General features: G+C 76.5%; 16 protein-coding genes. 8 read left to right on the top strand and 8 right to left on the bottom strand.

Annotated elements, in window-relative coordinates:
* Nucleotides 1–40: 40 nt before the first annotated feature.
* Nucleotides 41–451 (bottom strand): organic hydroperoxide resistance protein, encoded by a 411-nt coding sequence (locus tag JYK04_RS39390; RefSeq protein ID WP_109779506.1) that lies wholly within the window; start codon nucleotides 449–451, stop codon nucleotides 41–43.
* 128 nt (nucleotides 452–579) lie between these two features.
* Here JYK04_RS39390 and JYK04_RS39385 point away from each other — a divergent pair, with 128 nt between their 5' ends.
* Both JYK04_RS39385 and JYK04_RS39380 read left to right on the top strand, forming a co-directional pair.
* Complete coding sequence (locus JYK04_RS39385; RefSeq protein WP_189744778.1) at nucleotides 580–1,065, top strand: MarR family winged helix-turn-helix transcriptional regulator; 486 nt, start codon at nucleotides 580–582, stop codon at nucleotides 1,063–1,065.
* 74 nt (nucleotides 1,066–1,139) lie between these two features.
* Nucleotides 1,140–2,174 (top strand): PHP domain-containing protein, encoded by a 1,035-nt coding sequence (locus JYK04_RS39380; protein WP_189744776.1) that lies wholly within the window; start codon nucleotides 1,140–1,142, stop codon nucleotides 2,172–2,174.
* Nucleotides 2,175–2,198: 24 nt separating this feature from the next.
* Here JYK04_RS39380 and JYK04_RS39375 read toward each other — a convergent pair whose 3' ends face one another.
* On the bottom strand, nucleotides 2,199–3,116 hold the full coding sequence (locus JYK04_RS39375; RefSeq protein WP_229876683.1) for a UbiA family prenyltransferase: 918 nt from the start codon (nucleotides 3,114–3,116) through the stop codon (nucleotides 2,199–2,201).
* Between the two features lie 76 nt (nucleotides 3,117–3,192).
* Between JYK04_RS39375 and JYK04_RS39370 the strand changes: the two genes are divergently transcribed.
* From JYK04_RS39370 to JYK04_RS39360, 3 genes are read left to right on the top strand one after another with little or no spacing between them, the layout of a single operon-like run.
* Nucleotides 3,193–4,254, top strand: coding sequence for a type III polyketide synthase (locus tag JYK04_RS39370; RefSeq protein WP_189744774.1), 1,062 nt, complete (start codon nucleotides 3,193–3,195; stop codon nucleotides 4,252–4,254).
* A 41-nt stretch (nucleotides 4,255–4,295) separates the two neighbouring features.
* Nucleotides 4,296–4,850, top strand: a complete 555-nt coding sequence (locus JYK04_RS39365; RefSeq protein ID WP_189745039.1) for an isoprenylcysteine carboxyl methyltransferase family protein — start codon at nucleotides 4,296–4,298, stop codon at nucleotides 4,848–4,850.
* Nucleotides 4,847–5,872, top strand: coding sequence for an NAD(P)/FAD-dependent oxidoreductase (locus tag JYK04_RS39360; RefSeq protein ID WP_189744772.1), 1,026 nt, complete (start codon nucleotides 4,847–4,849; stop codon nucleotides 5,870–5,872). The genes JYK04_RS39365 and JYK04_RS39360 overlap by 4 nt, the downstream gene beginning before the upstream one ends.
* Nucleotides 5,873–5,928: 56 nt before the next feature.
* Here JYK04_RS39360 and JYK04_RS39355 read toward each other — a convergent pair whose 3' ends face one another.
* On the bottom strand, nucleotides 5,929–6,822 hold the full coding sequence (locus tag JYK04_RS39355; protein ID WP_189744770.1) for a hypothetical protein: 894 nt from the start codon (nucleotides 6,820–6,822) through the stop codon (nucleotides 5,929–5,931).
* A 168-nt stretch (nucleotides 6,823–6,990) separates the two neighbouring features.
* Here JYK04_RS39355 and JYK04_RS39350 point away from each other — a divergent pair, with 168 nt between their 5' ends.
* A complete protein-coding gene (locus tag JYK04_RS39350; RefSeq protein WP_229876681.1) occupies nucleotides 6,991–8,619 on the top strand; it encodes a carboxylesterase/lipase family protein in 1,629 nt (542 codons plus the stop codon).
* On the opposite strand, the gene JYK04_RS39345 is transcribed toward JYK04_RS39350, so the two are convergent.
* A complete protein-coding gene (locus JYK04_RS39345; protein WP_189744768.1) occupies nucleotides 8,603–9,238 on the bottom strand; it encodes a hypothetical protein in 636 nt (211 codons plus the stop codon). The two genes, JYK04_RS39350 and JYK04_RS39345, sit on opposite strands and share 17 nt — an antisense overlap.
* Nucleotides 9,239–9,501: 263 nt before the next feature.
* On the opposite strand from JYK04_RS39345, the gene JYK04_RS39340 reads away from it, so the two are divergent.
* Nucleotides 9,502–9,990, top strand: coding sequence for an HAD domain-containing protein (locus tag JYK04_RS39340; protein WP_189744767.1), 489 nt, complete (start codon nucleotides 9,502–9,504; stop codon nucleotides 9,988–9,990).
* Between the two features lie 26 nt (nucleotides 9,991–10,016).
* Here JYK04_RS39340 and JYK04_RS39335 read toward each other — a convergent pair whose 3' ends face one another.
* Nucleotides 10,017–10,880, bottom strand: a complete 864-nt coding sequence (locus tag JYK04_RS39335; protein WP_189744765.1) for an alpha/beta fold hydrolase — start codon at nucleotides 10,878–10,880, stop codon at nucleotides 10,017–10,019.
* A 114-nt stretch (nucleotides 10,881–10,994) separates the two neighbouring features.
* Here JYK04_RS39335 and JYK04_RS39330 point away from each other — a divergent pair, with 114 nt between their 5' ends.
* Complete coding sequence (locus JYK04_RS39330) at nucleotides 10,995–11,450, top strand: MarR family transcriptional regulator (RefSeq protein WP_189744763.1); 456 nt, start codon at nucleotides 10,995–10,997, stop codon at nucleotides 11,448–11,450.
* Here JYK04_RS39330 and JYK04_RS39325 read toward each other — a convergent pair.
* From JYK04_RS39325 to JYK04_RS39310, 3 genes are read right to left on the bottom strand one after another with little or no spacing between them, the layout of a single operon-like run.
* A complete protein-coding gene (locus JYK04_RS39325) occupies nucleotides 11,437–13,344 on the bottom strand; it encodes an SWIM zinc finger family protein (RefSeq protein ID WP_189744761.1) in 1,908 nt (635 codons plus the stop codon). The two genes, JYK04_RS39330 and JYK04_RS39325, sit on opposite strands and share 14 nt — an antisense overlap.
* Nucleotides 13,341–17,660 carry a DUF5682 family protein gene (locus JYK04_RS41715; RefSeq protein WP_229876678.1) on the bottom strand — a complete coding sequence of 1,440 codons (4,320 nt, stop codon included), beginning with the start codon at nucleotides 17,658–17,660 and terminating at the stop codon, nucleotides 13,341–13,343. The genes JYK04_RS39325 and JYK04_RS41715 overlap by 4 nt, the downstream gene beginning before the upstream one ends.
* A complete protein-coding gene (locus tag JYK04_RS39310) occupies nucleotides 17,657–18,817 on the bottom strand; it encodes an ATP-binding protein (RefSeq protein ID WP_189744759.1) in 1,161 nt (386 codons plus the stop codon). Before JYK04_RS39310 ends, JYK04_RS41715 begins: the two co-directional genes overlap by 4 nt.
* Nucleotides 18,818–18,874: the final 57 nt, after the last annotated feature.

Raw genomic sequence — 18,874 nt, 5'->3', positions numbered from 1 at the left:
TGCCCCTCCATGGTGGCCGCCCGCCAGGTGTCCGGCATCTTTACTCGATCACGAGGTCCACGTCGATGTTGCCGCGGGTGGCGCGGGAGTACGGGCAGACCTCGTGCGCCTGCTTGACCAGCAGCGCGCCCGTCTCGCCGGCCAGGGACTCCGGCAGCTCGACGCGCAGGGTGACGGCGAGGCCGAAGCCGGCGCCGTCCTTGCCGATGGAGACCTCCGCGGTGACCGAGACCTCGCTGGTGTCGGCCTTGGCCTGGCGGCCGACCAGACCGAGCGCGCTGGCGAAGCAGGCCGCGTAGCCGGCCGCGAAGAGCTGCTCGGGGTTGGTGCCCTGCCCGTTGCCGCCCAGCGCCGGGGGCATCGCGAGGGCGAGGTCGAGCTGGCCGTCGGAGCTGACGGTACGGCCCTCGCGGCCGTTGGCGGTGGCGACAGCGGTGTAGAGCGCGTCCATGAGAGGTCCTCTCGCAGAAATGAACCGTGGTGGCGGCCGGTGGTCGGCCGCACTCCACTACTAGAGCACACAATTCAGTTGTGCACAATTCAATGCCTCGCAAGTCGGTCCCGGGTACACTGGGCGTCATGACCGAGCAGCCCACCGCGACCCACCCCGACCAGGACTTCCTGCGCCTCGACGGCCAGATCTGCTTCGCGCTGAACGCGGCGAGCCGCGCCTTCGGCGGCCTCTACCGCGTCGTCCTCAAGGACCTGGGGCTCACCTACCCCCAGTACCTGGTGATGCTGGTGCTGTGGGAGCACGGCGAGATGCCGGTCAAGGAGATCGGGCAGCACCTGCGGCTGGACTCCGGAACGCTGTCCCCGCTGCTCAAGCGGCTGGAGGCGGCCGGACTGGTCCGCCGCGAGCGCAGCACCGAGGACGAGCGGTCCGTGCACGCCCACCTGACCGAGGAGGGCGCCGCGCTGCGCGTCCGCGCGGTGGAGGTGCCCCGGCGGATCGCGGCCGCGACCGGCTTCGAGCTCGCCGAGGTCCTCGACCTCCAGGCCCGGCTGAACCGCCTCACCGCAGCCCTCGACGCCGCCGTGCCCCGGGAGGCCGGAGAGGCGTAGCGGCCCCCCGCGCCGGACACTGGGTCCGGGAGGCGGGCGGACGGGGTCGCGGGGCGGCCGGCAGGAGGTACGCGATGGACCCGGTTGCGGCGCTGGACCGGATCGCCTTCCTGCTGGAGCGTGCGCAGGCCCCCACCTACCGGGTACGCGCGTTCCGGTCCGCGGCGGCCGCGGTCACCCGGATGGGCGAGAGCGAGGTGGCCGAGCGGGTCGCGGCCGGTTCCCTGGAGGCCGTGAAGGGCATCGGCCCCAAAACGGCCCAGGTCGTGCGGGAGGCGCTCGGCGGTGCCGTGCCGGCCTATCTGCAGGCGCTGGAGGACGAGATCGCCGCGCTCCCCGAGGGGCCGCCGGCCACGCCCGCCGCCACCGCGCTGCGGGCGGCCCTGCGCGGGGACTGCCACGTGCACTCCGACTGGTCCGACGGCGGCAGTCCGATCGAGGCGATGGGGCGGGCGGCGGCCGCGCTGGGGCACGACTGGGCGGTACTGACCGACCACTCGCCGCGCCTGACCGTCGCCCGCGGGCTCTCCCCGGAGCGGCTGCGCGAGCAGTTGCGGGTGGTGGCCGAGCTCAACGACACCTGGGCGCCCTTCCGGCTGCTCACCGGAATCGAGTGCGACATCCTCGACGACGGGGCCCTGGACCAGGAGCCGGAGCTGCTGGACCGGCTCGACCTGGTCGTCGCCTCGGTGCACTCGAAGCTGCGGATGGACCCGCCGGCGATGACCCGGCGGCTGCTGGCTGCCGTACGCAACCCGCTGGTGGACGTCCTGGGCCACTGCACCGGGCGGCTGGTGACCGGCCGGACCCGGCCGGAGTCGCGGTTCGACGCCGAGGCGGTCTTCGCGGCCTGCGCGGAGGCCGGTACCGCCGTGGAGATCAACAGCCGGCCCGAGCGCCTGGACCCGCCGCGTCGGCTGCTGCGCCTCGCCGTGGCGGCCGGCACCTTCTTCGCGATCGACACGGACGCGCACGCCCCGGGCCAGCTGGACTGGCAGATCGTCGGCTGCGAACGGGCCGTGGAGTGCGAGGTTCCGGCCGGCCGCGTCATCAACACCTGGCCGGCGGACGCGCTCCTGACCTGGACCCGCACCCGCGAGACGCCCTGAAGGACGTCCCGTCGCGGCACCGGCTCACGGGCGGAGTTCGAGGACCAGCAGGATCACATCGGCTCCGGCCACCGCCATGGTGGCCGGGAACGGGAGCCTTCCGGCGGGCCGGCGGGCCGCGAGGAGCAGCGCCGTGGTGGTCGCGGCGAGCAGCGTCCAGCCGTACGCCGTCACCGGCCCCGGTGGTCCGAGGACCAGGGTGGCGGTCGAGCCGATGACGAGCAGCCCGCCGACCGCGGCCGAGACCCGCAGACCCAGCCGCTGCGGAAGTCCCGCCACTCCGGTGGCCAGATCGTCCTCGATGTCCGGCAGCACGTTGGCGAAGTGCGCGCCCGCACCGAGGAGGGCCGCGGCGGCCGTGAGCCAGGGCGGCGGCCACGGGGTGCCGGGCAGGCTCAGAGTGACGAAGGCGGGCAGCAGGCCGAAGGCCAGGGCGTACGGGACCCACGAGGCGGCCGTGCTCTTCAGCCGGAGGTTGTAGGCCCAGGCGGCCGCCACGCCGACGAGGTGCGCGGTGCCGGCGAGCGGCCCGCAGGCCAGGGACAGCGGGACGCAGAGCAGCAGCGACACGGCCGCGGCCCACATCACGGCCGCGGCGGGCACCGTACCGGCGACGAGCGGTTTGTCCCGTCGGCCCGTGGCCAGGTCGCGCCGCAGGTCGGCCCGGTCGTTGCACCAGCCCACCGACAGCTGTCCGGCGGCCACCGCGCCCACGGTGACGGCCGCCCGCGCCGGGCCGTGTCCCGCGGCGGCCGTCAGGGCGGCGGCGAACAGGGTCACGGCGGCCGCGGGCAGCGGGTGGCACGCGCCGGCCAGGCCGCGCACGAGGGCGGGGCCGGGGCCGGGGCCGGGGCCGGACGCTGCGCTCCCGGTGACGTCGGCGTTCGTGGCGTTCGCTGCGTTCTCGGCGTTCTCGCGGGTCTGCGTGGTTCGCGCGGGCACGGCGACACGCTACGCGGCGCCGCGCCCGGTTCGCCTGATTCGTAACGATGTGTCAGTTGTTTTCTATGGTGAACGAATGACACGTGTTCTGGCAGTGCGCAGCGTGTTCCCGCCCCATCGCCATCCCCAGTCCGAGATCACGGAGGCGCTCGCCCGCTTCCTGCCGCCGGGCTCCGACACCGCCCTGCTGCGCCGCGTCCACGGCTCGGTGCGCGTGGACGCCCGACATCTCGCGCTGCCGCTGGAGCGGTACGGTCCGGGCAACGACTTCGGTGCGACGAACGCCCTCTTCATCGAGACGGCCCTGGAGCTCGGCACCCGGGCCCTCGAACTCGCCCTCTCCGACGCCGGCCTGGCCGCCCGGGAGGTCGATCTCGTCATGTCGACCACGGTGACCGGGCTCGCGACGCCCTCGCTGGAGGCCCGACTCGCCACCCGCGCGGGCCTGCGTCCCGACGTACGGCGGGTACCGCTCTTCGGCCTCGGCTGCGCGGCCGGCGCCGCCGGTGTGGGCCATGTCCACGACCATCTGACGGGCCGCAGCGGCCATGCGGCCCTGTTGCTGTCCACCGAGCTCTGCTCGCTCACCCTCCAGTCCACCGACGCCTCGATGGCGAACCTGGTGGCCGGCGCCCTGTTCGGCGACGGCGCGGGCGCCCTGGTGGCGGTGGGCCGCGACCATCCGCTGCACGCCGGCGGCGCCGGACCCGAGGTGGTGGCCGCCCGAAGCCGCCTCTACCCGGGCACCGAGCACCTCCTCGGCTGGGACATCGGCCACTGGGGGATGCGCATGGTGCTGGGCCGCGAACTCCCGGACCTGGTCCGGCTGCACGTGGCCGAGGAGGTCGAGTCCTTCCTCGCCGCGCACGACCTCAAGCCCGCGGACGTCGACGCCTGGATCTGCCATCCCGGCGGCCCCAAGATCCTCGACACCCTCTCGGACGCCCTCGCGCTGCCGGAGTCGGCCTTCGCCGCGAGCCGGCGCTCGCTCGCGGCCGTGGGCAACCTCTCCTCCGCCTCGGTCCTGCACATCCTGGACGGCGTCCAGAGCGCGGGCCCGCCCCCACCCGGATCGGTCGGGCTGATGCTCGCCTTCGGTCCGGGTTTCGCCTCCGAACTCGTCCTCCTGCGCTGGTGAGCCCGATGACCTCGATCCCCGCCCCGACCGCCCCCACCTCCCTGATCCTGTACCTGCTGCTGATCGGGCTCGTCGCCGCCGAGCGGCTCGTCGAGCTGATCACGGCCCGCCGCCACACCGCGTGGAGCCTGGCCCGCGGCGGCCGCGAGTACGGCCGCGGCCACTATTCGGCCATGGTGGCCCTGCACACCGCGCTGCTCGTCGGCTGCGTGGTGGAACCCTGGGTGGCCGGACGGCCGTTCGTCCCCCTGCTGGGCTGGTCGGCCCTCGCCGCAGCCGTGGCCGCCCAGGGCCTTCGCTGGTGGTGCATCGCCACCCTCGGGAAGCGCTGGAACACCCGGGTGCTGGTCGTTCCAGGGCTGCCGCTGGTGGAGACGGGACCGTACCGGCTGCTGCGCCACCCCAACTACGTGGCGGTGGTCGTGGAAGGCGTCGCGCTGCCGCTCGTGCACACCGCGTGGATGACGGCGCTCGGCTTCACCGTGCTCAATCTGGTGCTGCTGCGCGTACGGATCGGCTGCGAGGACGCCGCCCTGACCGACGGCGGCCGGCTGCGCGCGCCCGCCTCCGTCCACTCGGCCGGGGCCGCCTCGTGATCGACCTGCTGATCGCGGGCGGCGGGCCGGCCGGTCTGGCCACCGCCATCCACGGCGCGCTCGCCGGCCTCGAGGCCGTGGTCGTGGAGCCGCGGCCCACCCCCATCGACAAGGCCTGCGGGGAGGGCCTGATGCCGGGGGGCGTACGCCGCCTCCGGGAGCTGGGCGTCGCCGTGGCCGGGCAGCCGTTCCACGGCATCCGCTACGTCGACGGGGAGAGCGGCCGCCACGCCGAAGGGCGCTTCCGGTCCGGCCCGGGGCTCGGCGCACGGCGCACGGAACTGCAGGCCGCGCTGGCCGAGCGCGCCGCGCAGCTCGGGGTACGGGTGCTCCCCGGGCGCGTCGACCAGGTACGCCAGGACGTCCACCAGGTCGGCGCGGCCGGGCTCACCGCCCGCTACCTGGTCGCGGCGGACGGCCTGCACTCCCCCGTCCGGCGCGGGCTCGGCCTGTCGGCGCCGCTCGCGCCCCGCCGCCCGGCGCGCTACGGGCTGCGCCGCCACTACGCCGCCCCGCCGTGGAGCGACCTCGTCGAGGTGCACTGGTCGGCGCGGTGCGAGGCCTACGTCACCCCGCTGGCGCCCGACCGGATCGGCGTGGCCGTCCTGACCTCCGACCAGGCCCCCTTCGACGTACAGCTGGCCCGGTTCCCGCTGCTCGCGGAACGGCTGGCCTCGGCGGAGGGGACGCCGGTGCGCGGGGCCGGGCCGCTGCGCCAGGGGGCCCGCGTACGGGTGGCGGGGCGCGTGCTGTTCGTGGGGGACGCGGCCGGGTACGTGGACGCGCTGACCGGCGAGGGACTCACCCTGGCCGTGACGGCGGCGGGCGAGCTGGTGCGGTGCGTCCGGGAGGGGCGTCCGCAGGCCTACGAGCAGGCCTGGCGGGACCTGTCGCGCAGCTACCGCACGCTCACCACGTCCCTGCTGTGGGCCCGTCACCAGCCGCGGCTCGCGCCCCGGATCGTCCCGCTGGCCGCCCGGCTCCCCCGCGTGTTCACCCGGGCGGTGAACCTGCTCGCGTGACCGCCCGGCCGCGCCGCGCCGGATCGACCCCCGGCGACCGCGGACGGAGCGGCCGGTCAGGCGGAGGGCTCCCGGCGGTTCCGCAGGGCCAGGCCGGCGAGGACCGCGCCGACGGCCGCGCACAGCACGACGGTGGCACCGGCCCAGGCTCGGGTACCGCCCAGCGAGCCCGCCAGCGGGTCGTACCGCAACGACCCGCCCAGCACGTGCAGGGCGACCACGCCGAGAGCGGTGGCCGCTCCCGCCCGCCACACGGCCGCGGTGTCCCGGAGCGCCACCAGCGCGCCGCTCACCAGACAGAGCACCGTGACGAGGAGGGACAGGTAGTCGACGGGGGCGGCGAACGGCACGGCCGTCGCGTCGTTCGGCAGGTGCAGTGCTCCGGTGACCAGCAGGGCGATCACCACGGGCAGGCGCAGGACGCGGCGCAGCGCCCGGTCGCGGGACGCGGCGGGCGGGTCCGCGGGGGCGGTGCGCCGGGGCGGCTCCTGGTACGGGGCGTCGTGCGGCTCCGGGTACCGCGGCTCGTGCGGCTCCTCGTATCTCTCCTCGCGCCTCGCCGCGTACGGCTCCGAGGAAGGCCCGGCGCGGCCCCGGCGCTCCGCCTCGACCGCGTCCGCCTTGCCGAGGATGGTCACCAGCAGGGCGACGTCCTCGACGGACCGACCGACGGCGGCGGCGGGGGCGGGGGCGCGCAACGTGAGGTCCGCCTCGGCCACCTCGTGCGGCGACTCGCCCAGGAGGGTGACCATCCGTCGTACGTCCTGCACCGGTCGGGCCACGGCGGCCGTGCGGAGCGCGTCGTGCCCGGTGCCGGGCGGCGGGCCGCCCTCCTTGAGGAGGCTCACGAGTGCGGTGACCTCTTCGACCGGGCGGCAGGTGGCCGCCGTCTCCGGCCGGGACCGCATGGGCGGGGTGGTCGGCTCGTCCGGTGCTATGGAGTCGTTCATGGAGAGCTCCGTTCGCCGACGCGCGGGTCTACGCAATCGCGCGCCGGTCATCGTGCGTCACGGGAATCGCACGTTTTGTTACATTGAGTGCCACTTCCGCCCACTGCGCCATTCGGGGCGGGCGAACGGGGGTCTCCATTCGGCCCTGAAGGGGAAAGGGCGTCGGCCGTGACCGACTTTCGCCGGTCCCGCCGCCGACGGGCCCTGCTGCTGCTCATCGCCTTGCTGTCCGTCGTGTTGCCGCTGCTGGGCGCCGCACCCGGGCCGGACCGGCCCGTCGTGGAGACCGACCGGGGTCCGGTGCGCGGTCTGGGGCACGGCGCGTACGACACCTTCGAGGGGATCCCCTTCGCCGCTCCCCCGACCGGTCGGCTGCGCTGGCGGCTGCCGGAGCCGGCGCCGCGCTGGGAGGGCGTGCGCGATGCCGGGGCGCCCGGTTCGCGCTGCGTGCAGCTGCCCGCGATCGGGCCGGGCGGGCCGACCGGCTCGGAGGACTGCCTGTACCTCAACGTCACCGCTCCGGCGGGCCGGGCCGCCGCCGGGGGCCGGGGGCGGCCCGTCATGGTCTGGTTCCACGGCGGCGGCTTCTTCAGCGGCTCGGGCGACGCGTACCGGCCCGACCGGCTGGCCACGCGGGGCGGCGTCGTGGTGGTGACCGTGAACTACCGGCTGGGCGTCTTCGGCCTGTTCGGCCATCCGGAGCTCGGCGGGGCGCCCGGTTTCGCCCTCGCGGACCAGCGGGCGGCACTGCTGTGGGTGCGGGCGAACGCGGCGCGCTTCGGCGCGGACCCGGGCAACGTCACCGTCTTCGGCGAATCGGCGGGGGCCCTCAGCGTCTGCGCGCACCTCACCTCCCCCGCCTCGGCGGGCCTGTTCCACCGGGCGATCGTGCAGAGCGGATCGTGCTCGACCACGACACCGCCGCGGTCCCTGCTGCCCGGCCTCGGGACGTACGAGCCCTTCGTGCCGGAGCGGCGCACGGTCGCGGACGGCGCCCTGGTGGCGGCCCGGCTCGGCTGCGACCGGCCCGGCGGGGTGCTGGACTGCCTGCGCGGGCTGGACACGGACACCCTGGTGACGGCCGAACTGATGCAGCGCTTCTCGCTGGTCCCCTACGGCAACGGCGTGCTGCCGCTGGAGCCCCGGCGGGCACTGGAGGCCGGCCGGTTCCACCGGGTGCCGGTCGTCCAGGGCACCACCCGGGACGAGATGCGCCTCTTCCTCGCGCAGACCCTGGCGGCGTATCCGATCCCCGACGGGGCCGCCTACCGGGCCCGGCTGGAGCTGTCCTTCGACGCGCCGACCGCCCGCGCGGTGGAGGCCGACTATCCGGTGTCCGCCTTCGCGACCCCGGCGGTGGCGTGGGCCACCGTACTGACCGACGTGTCGTTCGTCTGCCCGACGCTGCGGGACGGCGCGGCGCTGGGCCGGCACGTGCCGGTGTACACGTACCGGTTCAGCGACCGGGGCGCGCCCGACTTCACGGGCCTGCCCCAGCCGCCGGACCTGCCGTACGGCGCGGCCCACGGCTTCGAACTGCCCTACCTGTTCACGATCGCGCCGCTGAGCGGACCGCAGCGGCAGCTCGCGGACCGGATGACCGGCTACTGGACCGCCTTCGCCCGCACGGGCGTTCCGGCGGCGCCGGGAGCACCGCGGTGGCCGCGCGACCGGACCCCGGCCTCGGTGCTGTCGCTGGCGCCGGGGGCGGGCGGGATCCGTACGGTGGACGCACGGGCGGAGCACCACTGCGCGCTCTGGGACGCGCGGTGGCCCGGGGTCACCAGCGCTCGGTGACGTTCAGCCGCCCGCCCGTCGCGGTCTGGAGCGTCACCGTGCCCGAGTCCCCGTAGACCTCGTGCCGCCAGGCGGCGAACAACGTGGCGATCGCGCGAGCGGCGTCGCCCCGGCTCTTGCCCACTTCCTCGGTGGTGAAGGTGATCCTGGCCTCGCCGACCGTGCGCACCTTGCGGACGCGGACCTCCTTGATCACCTCGGAGTTCGCGTACCCGTCGTCGGCCTCGTGATTCACGTAGTAGGCGGTGAAGTCGCGGGTCATGTCGAACCAGTCCGCCGGGCCGCAAGGGCCACCGCCGTTGGCCATCTGACCGTCGGTCGGCGGGCCCACGTACCCACCCGTCTCCTGGTCCGTGGGCGGACCCGCGTACCCACCCGTCTCCTGATCGGTGGGCGGGCCTGCGTACCCACCCGTCTCCTGATCGGTGGGCGGACCCGCGTACCCGCCCGTCTCCTGGTCCGTCGGCACGTCGAGATCGCACTCCGCCGTGGCGAGCGTGGATACGCCCGCGGGCGGCGCGGCCTCTCCCGCCCGTGTGGTCCCGCAGGCCGCCAGGGCGGCGCACAGCAGCCCCGCCACCACAAGCCGCCCGGTCACGGACACCGCTGTCTTGGTCATGTCCATCCCCCCTTTGGTCAGCAAGAGGCGATCGCGGCGGCCCGGGTTCCACCTCGCGGTCGCGATCCGCCTCACACGGGTTCGCCCCTTGCCGTCGCGGGACGTCCTCCGCTTCTCGACATCCCGCAGAGCAACCCGTACAACGGGCAGGTCGTCCAGCGGTGGTGGTGCAACGGCGCCAGGCCCGGAAGTGGAACCGCGTCGACGCCGGCGCCCACCACGTCAAGATCGTTTCCCGTGGCCGGGAGGACTACGGTGGCCGTATGACCGGTTCCATGGCCCTCCCCCTGCTCTACCTCGATGTCGACGGACCACTCATTCCCTTCGGGGCCGGCCCGTACCCGGCCGCCGAGGACGACGACGGGGCCCATCCCCTGCTCGCCCGGGTCGATCCCGCGCTCGGGCCCCGGCTGGCGGCGCTGCCCTGCGAGCTGGTGTGGGCCACGACCTGGATGGCGGAGGCCAACGAGTGCGTCGCGCCGCGGCTCGGCCTGCCGGAGCTGCCCGTGGTGGTCTGGCCGGAGCCCTCCGAGGAGGACGGGCGGGGCGGGATCCACTGGAAGACCCCCGCGCTGCTCGACCACGCCGCCGGGCGGCCCTTCATCTGGGTCGACGACGAGATCACCGGCGCCGACCGGGCCTGGGTGGCCGCCCGCCATCCCGGCCGTGCGCTCCTGCACCGGGTCGATCCGGGACGGGGCCTGACCGGGGCCGACCTCGGCGTGCTGCGGGACTGGTTGCGCTCGCGGTAGCCGCCGATCGGCACCACGCCGGGAGTTCACCGGCCGAGGAGCGTCTTCAGCGTCTGTGCCGTCGCCCGGGGGAACGCCGTGTTGCCGTTGTGGCCGCCCGGGAACTCGACCGGCTCGGTGCCCAGTCGCTCCGCCAGCGCCAGCGCGCAGCGGTAGGTGTGGACCGTCGGCCGGGTCGTCCGCCCCGTCGCCGCGATGATCCTCGTGCCGGCTCGCGCCGCGGCCCGTACCGGGCCTGCCGGGTCCAGGGCGTCCGTGGTGACGGCCGTGAACTCCGTTCCGATGAAGAAGCCGAAGTTGGCCTGGCGGCGCGGGGTCATCGGCTGGGGGGTGAGGCCGTCCTCGGTCTCGTCGTGCGACGGGTCGATGCCCAGGTGCCGGGCGATCGCCGGGAACGCCGCCGGCAGGCCCCCGGCCGCGTGGACGTCCTGGATGGCCGTCAGCTCGGCGAGGTGCTCCGCGCGGTCCGCCCCGGCCAGCAGGTTCGGCATCACGGGCTCGTGCGCGATCAGGGTGCTCAGCAGGCCCGGGTGGCGGGCCACGGCCTGGAGGCCGATCGCGGCGCCCATGCTGAACCCGGCCATCAGCGCCGGACCGTCGGTGACCTCGGCGAGGAGCCGGGCGACGTCGTCCGCGTGTTCGGCCATGGTGACGGGCCCGGCGGGGTCGTCGAGGGTGCTGCGCGACAGGCCGCGGCGGTCGTACGTGACGACCGTGAAGGTGTCGGTCAGGTGCGGGACGAGGTCGACCGTGCGGTCCGCGTCGCCCTCGCCGCTCTGGGAGAGGAGGAGGACGGGGCCGCGACCCGCCACCTGGAAGTGCAGGGTGGCGCCCGGGACGGCGAGGGTGCGGGTGACGGCGGCGGCGGCGGAAGCGGCGTTCGTGGGCATGGCGGGTCCCCCTAGCTGAGGTGTCACCGGTCTTTCCGGCTGACGACACGACAGTAATCCATCTGAATCGATGCATCAAGATAGATGCATCGATTCAGATGTACTCTGCTGCCCATGAACGGAGTCGAAGCGTTCCTCCTGGGACGCGCCCTCATGAAGATCGGCGAACAGGCGATGCCCCAGCCGGAGTCGGGACCGCCGGGGTCGGTCCGCTCGGTGGTCGTCGTCCTCGGCGATGTCGTCGCCCATCCCGGGACCACGGTCGGCGAGATCGCCGCGCGGACGGGCCTGCCGCAGAGTCAGGTCTCCACGGCCGTCGCCCGGCTGGAGCAGGCGGGCTCCGTCGACACGGAGCCCGACCCCGCCGACCGGCGCCGCCGGCTCATCCGGCAAGCCGCCAAACCCTCCGCCCGCGTCGCCGAGGTCCGGGCCACCACCATCGACGACGCTCTCACCGCGGCGCTGACCGGTCCCGACGGAACCGCCCCGGACCCGGACACCGTCCGCGAGGTCACGGCTGCCCTGGACCTCCTGGCCCGCAGCCTGACCCCGGCCGTCACCGCCCGCTGACCGGGGCGGCGGCGCCCGGGGTCGCCGCCCAGGACGCGGCGATCAAGCAGCGTTCCGCCGCCGCCAGGTGGGTGGCCGCGGCCAGCCAGGCCCAGGCGTAGCCGTCGGGCGAGGCGTCGGCCAGCCGGCCGAAGACGTCGCGGGGACGGCGGTCGGCCTCGGCGGCCAGCGCGGCGGCCAGGTCCGCGGCCCCGGTGAGCCCGGCCCGGCGCAGCGGGCCGTACGAGGCTGCGGCCAGGGAGTCCGTGCCACGGGCCGCCTCGGCGACGGCGCGGCGGCCACCGGCGACCCCGGTCTCCAGGAGGCGGCGCACCCGCCACAGCGGGGAGTCCGCCAGCGGGTCCGGGCCCTCGGCCGCCGGGAGCGGTACGGGGGCGGCGGCCCCCTGCGGGAAGTGCGCACCCTGGAGGCGGTCGTAGCCGAGGTCGGCGCGGCCCAGCCATTCCTCGGGCAGCCGCAGCGTGTGCTCCGCGCCCGGCACCGGGCCCACGGCCAGGGGGCGCAGCGTGGCGGTGCGGTCCAGGTCGGGGCGGCCCAGGACGCGCAGCAGGAGCCCGGGGTACGAGGCGATGCGGCGCAGGTTCTCCGTGTGCGCCAGCTCCGGGTGGGGATGCGCGGGCACCAGCCGCAGCAGCGGCGCGTCCGGGCGCGTCTCGCGCACCAGGAGGTGTTCGCCGGCCGCGCCGACGACCGTGACGTCGCAGCCGAGCAGCGCGGACTCGGCTGCGTCCGGGGCGGCGAGCAGCTCGGCAACGGCCTCGGCGGCCGGCCGGGCGAAGAGCCGCGCGGCGGGCTGTTCGGTCCAGGCGGTCCCGGGCAGCGGGGTCGCCCTGACCCCGCGTCCGGCGCCCAGCCGCCCTTCCGCGGAGACGGTCGCGCCGACGATGCGCAGGCCACCGCGGGCGAGGCCGGCGTGGTCGAGGGTGGCGCCACCGAGGGCCACCGAGGCCGAACCGGCGCCGCGGGCACGGGCCAGGCCGCCGGGCCGGACGTCGGAGACCGAGTAGGGGGTGCCGTCCGGGGACAGCAGGTGGGTGACCACTCCGCCGTATCCGGTGGCGGAGAGGACGGGTTCCCGGCACAGGCCGTGCACCTGGAGGCTGCCGCCGGGTGCGTAGGCGCGCCGGGTGGTGCCGGTCAGCGCGGGGTCGGCCGAGCCCGAGGCCAGCGTCCCGGCGGTGTGGAGGAGCTCGCGGAAGGCCCCGGTGAGGTCGCCGAGCCGCTGGCCGGCCCGGCGTTCGCGGGCGGCGCGCAGGCCGCGTACGACCCGTAGGGCGGCCGCCTCGGCGCGCGGCAGCCCGGCGAGGCGGGCGGTGTGGGCGGCGCGCAGCAACTCGGCCTGGACCACCGCTCCCCCGGCGGTGACCCCGGCGGCGAGCGCTTCGGCGGCCACGTGCCAGAGGGCGCCGGCGGCGCGCCGTTGGGCCTCGGTGAGGGCCGGAGCGGACTCGAGGGGATCCGCCGGCCCGGTGGTTTCTGTGGACCCGGTGGGCTTGGTGGGCTCGGTGGGCTTGGTGGGCTCGGTCGGTCCGGCGGGCGCGGCGGGCTCGGCAGGCGCGGCGGGCCCGCCGGGCTCCGCCGCCGCGACCGGCTCCGGCGGGGTGTCCGCGAGCGGGGCCGCGCCCAGGGCAGCGGCCCGGTGCAGGCAGCGGGGTGCCAGCAGGCAGCTGCACGCGGCCTGGTCCGCCGTGGTGATCGTGCCTGCCGGACCGGGGCTCAGGGTGACGAGGGCGTCCTCGCCGAAGCGGAGGGTGACGGTACCGTCGGCCGTGAGGACGGCGCCCGCCGCGCAGCCCTCGGTGGCGGCGTCCAGCTTCTTGCGCAGGCGGGGCGTGAGGTCCTCGACGGCTTCGGCGAGCACCTCGGGGGCGACGGGCGGCAGTTCGGTGCTCAACGGGACTCTCCACGGAGGCGGTCGCCCACCCAGCGGGCGAGGGCGAGGGGACTGAGGGCGGCCACCGGCATCCCGGCCGCCACGAGTTGCCGCGCGACCGGGACCGAGTACCGGGGCGTCCCCTCGTCGTCGAGCGCGGCGCAGCCCAGCAGGTGGGCGCCGGAGGCGGCCAGCGCGCGGACCTCGCCGAGGAGCCCGCCGATCGGCGCGCCTTCCTCGAAGTCGCTGACCACGACGACGAGGGTGCGGCTCGGCACGGTGATCAGGGAGCGGGCGTGCGCGAGACCGGCGGCGATGTGCGTGCCGCCGCCGACGCGGACCTCCAGCAGCAGGGAGAGCGGGTCCTCGACCCGGTCGGTGAGGTCCACCACCTGGGTGGAGAAGGCGAGGAAGTGGGTGGACAGGGTCGGTACGCCGCCCAGCACGGCCGCGGTCAGCGCCGACCAGATGACGGAGGCCTCCATCGAGCCGGAGACGTCGACGACCAGGATCAGCCGCCAGTCGGCCTCGCGGCTCGCCCGGGTGCTGAAGACGGGCCGCTCCGGGACGACGACCACGCTGCCGTCGGTCCGGCGCCGGGTGTGCGCGAGGTTGGCGCGCAGGGTGCGGGCCAGGTCGAGCTTGCCGCCGGGCCGCCGCGTGGGACGCGGGGTGGCGAGGCCGGAGAGGGCCGGACGCAGCCGGGTGGCGAGCTCCTTGGCGAGTTCGTCGACGAGCCGCCTGACCAGGGGGCGCAACCGCGCGAGTTGGGCCTCCGGCAGCCCGCCGGCGAGGGAGAGTACGGAGCTCAGCAGTTCCACCGAGGGCCGTACGGCCGCCGGATCGAGCTGGGTGAGGACGTCGGTGCGGCCCGCTTCGGCCGCTCCCGCCAGCACCTCCTCCCGTACGTCGGCGCCGAACAGCGCCTCCAGCTCCTGCGACCACTCCCGGGCGGTGGGGAAGGAGGCCTCCTGGCCGCCGCCCTGGCCGCGCCCCTGGCCGAGGTCGAGGTCGGAGGCGCCTTCGCCGCGCCCCGCTCCGTACAGCTCGTCCAGCGCGTGGGCGTAGCGGCGGGCGCCGGCGGGGAGCCGGTCCCGCTCACGGCCGAGCAGCAGCCGCCAGCGGTCGGCGGGGGCGAGCCGCTGTCCGTCGGCCCGGGGGGCCGGCGAGCGCGGGGTTGCCGGCGCCTCGGCGGCCGCGGCCGCGGCCTCAGCCGCAGTCGGCGTCGGCGTCGGCGTTTCCGTTCCGGGCAGCGGGAGGGCCTTGAGGGCGGCGAGTCCGGCCGCGTCGGCCGCGGCCCAGAGCGCGAGCAGGGCGGGAGACGCGTCGAGCGCGAGGTCGATCCGGTCGCCGAGGCGCTCGGTGACGGTGTCGAGCAGCCGGTCGCGGGCGGCGGGCGACAGGGCGTCGAAGCCGCCGCGCAGTGCCGGGAGCCGGTCGAGGAAGTCCTGGTCGGCGAGGTGCTCGACGCGGTCGAGGAGCGGAGTGAGGGCGGCCGGGGAGGACTGCAGCAGGGGCCCGGCTGCGGTGAGGAGTCCGCCGAGCCGCCGGGTCAGGGCGCGCCGGCTGTCGGCGGTGCCCGCGGCGTCGATCCATCCGGCGGCGCGGCCGCCGAGTTCGGCGGCCGGGTCGAGGTCGAGCAGGACCCGTACGGCCAGGGCCGCGCCCTGCATCATCGGCGCCGCGGTGGCGGCCAGGGCGGCGAGGGCGTCGTCCGTGCGCAGGCCCAGGTGATGGGCGGCGGCGCGGTCGGCGAGTGCCACGAGGGCGGCCGCGTCGGCGGGGTCCTCGCTCCCGGCGAGGCCGGGCAGGCAGCGCACGGCCGCTTCGAGGAGGTCGCCCGCGAGGGTGGCCGCGGCTGCCCGGGAGGCGTCGGAGGTGCCCGGCAGGTGGCCGCGGTGGAGGGCCTCCAGGAGGTCGAGGGCGTCGAGGAGTTCGGGCAGGGTGGCGGTCTGCGGCAGGGCGGTGGCCGCCTCGTGGAGGCGTACGTCGACCAGCTCGGGCAGATCGCACCGCGCGGCGGCGGCCAGTCCGGCGAGGATCTGCGCCGGAGTCGGCCCGCCGTCGGCGGCGGCGCGGCGGGCGGTGTCCCGCAGCGTGCCGGCGGCCGCCTGGGCGGCGGTGACTCCGCGCACCCCGGCGAGGTCCAGCCGGGCCGGGACGGAAGGCGTCCAGGACAGCCGCCACTTGGTGCCGAGGGCGGTGCCGTCGCCGGTGGCTGCGACGGTGAGGGGCTCCCCGTAGGAGGCGCCGCACACGAGGAGCCGCTGCAGCAGCACCTCGCGGCGGCCGTCGAGGGCGGAGCGGAGCGGGTCGAGGCGGATCTCGCGGGGCGCGGGCTCCTCGGGGGACGGCAGCCGCAGGGCGGCGAGTTCGGCCTCGACGGAGGGGCCGAGTCCGGAACGGGGGGCGTGCGGGGTGATCCGGCCGCGGGCGGTGCCGACGAGCACGGCCTCGAGGGCGCGGGCCAGCGCCCGGCCGCGGCCGAGCGGTTCGCCCTGGCCGAGGACGGTGGTGACGGCTTCGAGGAGCTCGCCGCGGCCGGGCGCGGGCAGCGCGCGCAGGGTGGCGAGGTCGCAGGCGAGCCGCAGGGTCTCGGCGGCCTCGCCGGTGCCCGCGGTGTGCCCGGCGCGGCGCAGTTCCCGGCAGAGCCCGGTGACGGCGACGGAGGCGGCCTCGCGGACCCGGTCGGGGTCACCGCCGGCCTCGAGGACGGCCTGCTGCCAGCGGGGGTCCCGGATCCCGGCGGGGTACCCGGAACGGGAGTCGAGCAGGTCGAAGGAGTACGGCACGAAGGAGGTGACGGCCGGCGTCCCGGCGGCGGCGGCTCCGCCGTGCCGGGGGCCCGGGACGACCGGGTTCGGCCCCAGGGCAGTGACTGCGTCGGAGCCGGAGCCGTGGCCGGATCCCGAACCGGCGTCGCTACCGGTGCCGGTGCCGTGTGCGGAGCCAGGCTCGTGGCCGGAGTCCGCGTCGGAGGCGGAGGCGGTGCCGGCGCCGGAGCCGGAGCCAGTGCCGGAGCCGGAGCCGGAGCCGGTGCCGGTGCCGGTCCCGGTGCCGGTGCCGGAGGCGGTGCCGGTCCCGGTGCCGGTGCCGGAGACGGAGACGGAGACGGTGCCGGAGACGGAGACGGAGCCCGTGCCGGCGCCGGAGGCGGAGCCCGTGCCGGCGCCGGAGACGGAGGCGGAGCCCGTGCCGGCGCCGGAGGCGGAGCCCGTGCCGGCGCCGGAGGCGGAGCCCGTGCCGGCGCCGGAGACGGAGACGGAGCCCGTGCCGGCGCCGGAGGCGGAGCCCGTGCCGGCGCCGGAGGCGGAGGCGTGGCCGGAGCCGATGGGAGAGGTCTGGCCGTCGCCAGTGCCCGTGTGGTGTGCGGAGGCAGGCTCGTGGCCGGAGTCCGCGTCGGAAGCGTGACCGGAGCCGCAGCCAGGGTCCGGGCCGACCGCGTCACCGGAACCGGGGTCGGAGCCGCCGCTTGGGGCGGTGTCCGAGTGGGAACCGAGGCCGGAGGCCGTACCGGAGCCGGGCTCGGCCGGCGAGCCGCCGGCGGCCGTGCCCGGGAGGACCGGGGCGTGGAACGCCCCGATCACCGCCGCCACACGGTGGCCTGCGGCTACCGCGTCGGCGATGACGCTCCGCATGTGGGCCTCGCGGGCCAGGTCCGTGGCCGGGACGGCGCCGGTGTCCGCGCGCAGCGCCCAGCCGACGCCGAGTGCCGCACGGCGTACCGCCTCCGGGGAGCACCCCGGCGCGAGGACCTCGACGGCCCGGTCCCACATGTCGTCACCGTCGCGCCCCGTACCGGCGGCGGTCAGAGCGTCCGCGAAGGACCCACCGCCAGGGGCCGTGGCCCGGTCCTGGGCCGTGCCCGAGGCCTGGCCCAACGCCGGGGCCTGGGTACGGTCCGGCGCCCCGGTCGGGGCGGGGGCCGAGCCGGGGGCCGCGGCCGGGAGCGGGCCCGGGGGCGGCGCGGCCGGTTCGGTCCAGCCGCGGTCCGACAGGGGGAGGTCGCAGCAGATGACGGCCGCGCCGGCCGCACGGGCCCAGCGGATCGCCGCCAGTTCCGGGGAGAAGTCCGCGAACGGGTAGAACGCCAGGCGGCCGTCCTCCCCCGTGCCCGCGAGGGCGACCGGGGCGACGGTCTCCGGGTCGGCGAGGTGCTCCAGCCAGGGCTGGAACTCCGCCGGGAGCTCGACGCACACCGCGTCGGCGCCCGAGGCGTCCAGCAGGGCCGGTACCACCGCCGCCAGCGCCGGGCTGTGGTGGCGCACCCCGATGAGGTAGGGCTCGCGGGCCGCGGCGAGGGCGTCGACCGCGGTGCGCGGGTCGGTGTGCGTCAACGCAGGCTCCCGCGCAGGTCCCAGAGGCGGCGCCACATCGGCGAGCCGTCCTCGGCGCGGCGCCGGACCGGCCCGTCCCAGTACCCCAGCAGCCGTCCGTGGTCGGCCGGGTCGTCCTTGCGTACGACGCCCAGCAGGTGCCCCGGCAGCAGGTCCAGCACGTCCCCGCCCGGGAGGTACGCGGCGGCGACCCCGAGCGAGGCCGCCACCTGGACGGCTTCGGCGGTGGACATGACCGTGCCGGGCCGTTCCACGTCCCAGCCCTCGGCGGAGCGGCCGGAGCGCAGGTCGCGGAAGACGGTGACGAGCGCGTCGAGCACGGCATCGTCGACCCCGAAGGCGGCGCCGGCCCGCTGGACGGCGGCCACCGCCTGGCGGCGGATCAGGGTGGCCTCCGCGTCCGCGTCCGCGATCGGGGCGACGGTCTCGAAGTTGAAGCGCCGCTTGAGGGCGGCGGACATCTCCGATACGCCGCGGTCGCGCAGGTTGGCGGTGGCGATGACGGTGAACCCGGGGGCCGCGGAGACCACCGCGTCCTCGGTGGCGGTCAGTTCGGGCACGCTGAGCCGCCGGTCGGACAGGATCGACACCAGCGCGTCCTGCACCTCGGGCAGGCAGCGGGTGATCTCCTCGACGCGGACGACGCGGCCGGTGCGCATGGCGGAGAGCACCGGGGAGTCGACCAGGGCCTGCGAGGTGGGGCCCTGCGCGAGCAGCAGCGCGTAGTTCCAGCCGTAGCGGAACGCGTCCTCGGTGGTGCCGGCCGTGCCCTGCACGGTGAGGGCGCTGGTGCCGCTGACGGCGGCCGCCAGCAGCTCGGACAGCATCGACTTGGCGGTGCCGGGCTCGCCGGTGAGGAGCAGGCCGCGCTCTCCGGCCAGGGTGACGACGCAGCGCTCCACGAGGGCGCGTTCGCCGACGAACTTGGGCGCGATGACCAGCTTGGCGGGGAGTCCGGCGCGGCGGCGCCCCGGCAGTGCCAGCTCGGCTCCGTCGCTGCCGCAGACGAAGGTGACGACGGCGCGCGGGGTCAGGGCCCAGCCGGGCGGGCGGGGGCCGGGGTCCTGGGCCGCGAGGAAGGCGAGCTCGGCGGCGTGGCGTTCCTCGGCGGGCAGCACCTGCCGGGCGGCGGGGGCGGTGTCTTCGGTGACGGTCATCGGTTCCTCTGGAATGTGTGGCGGGAGGTGGTGCGGGGGGCGCGGCGCACCTGCGGG

It is taken from the genome of Streptomyces nojiriensis (assembly GCF_017639205.1).
GTDB lineage: Bacteria > Actinomycetota > Actinomycetes > Streptomycetales > Streptomycetaceae > Streptomyces > Streptomyces nojiriensis.
Note: the sequence above shows the minus strand (reverse complement) of the source record. Positions and strands in the feature narration are given on the sequence as shown.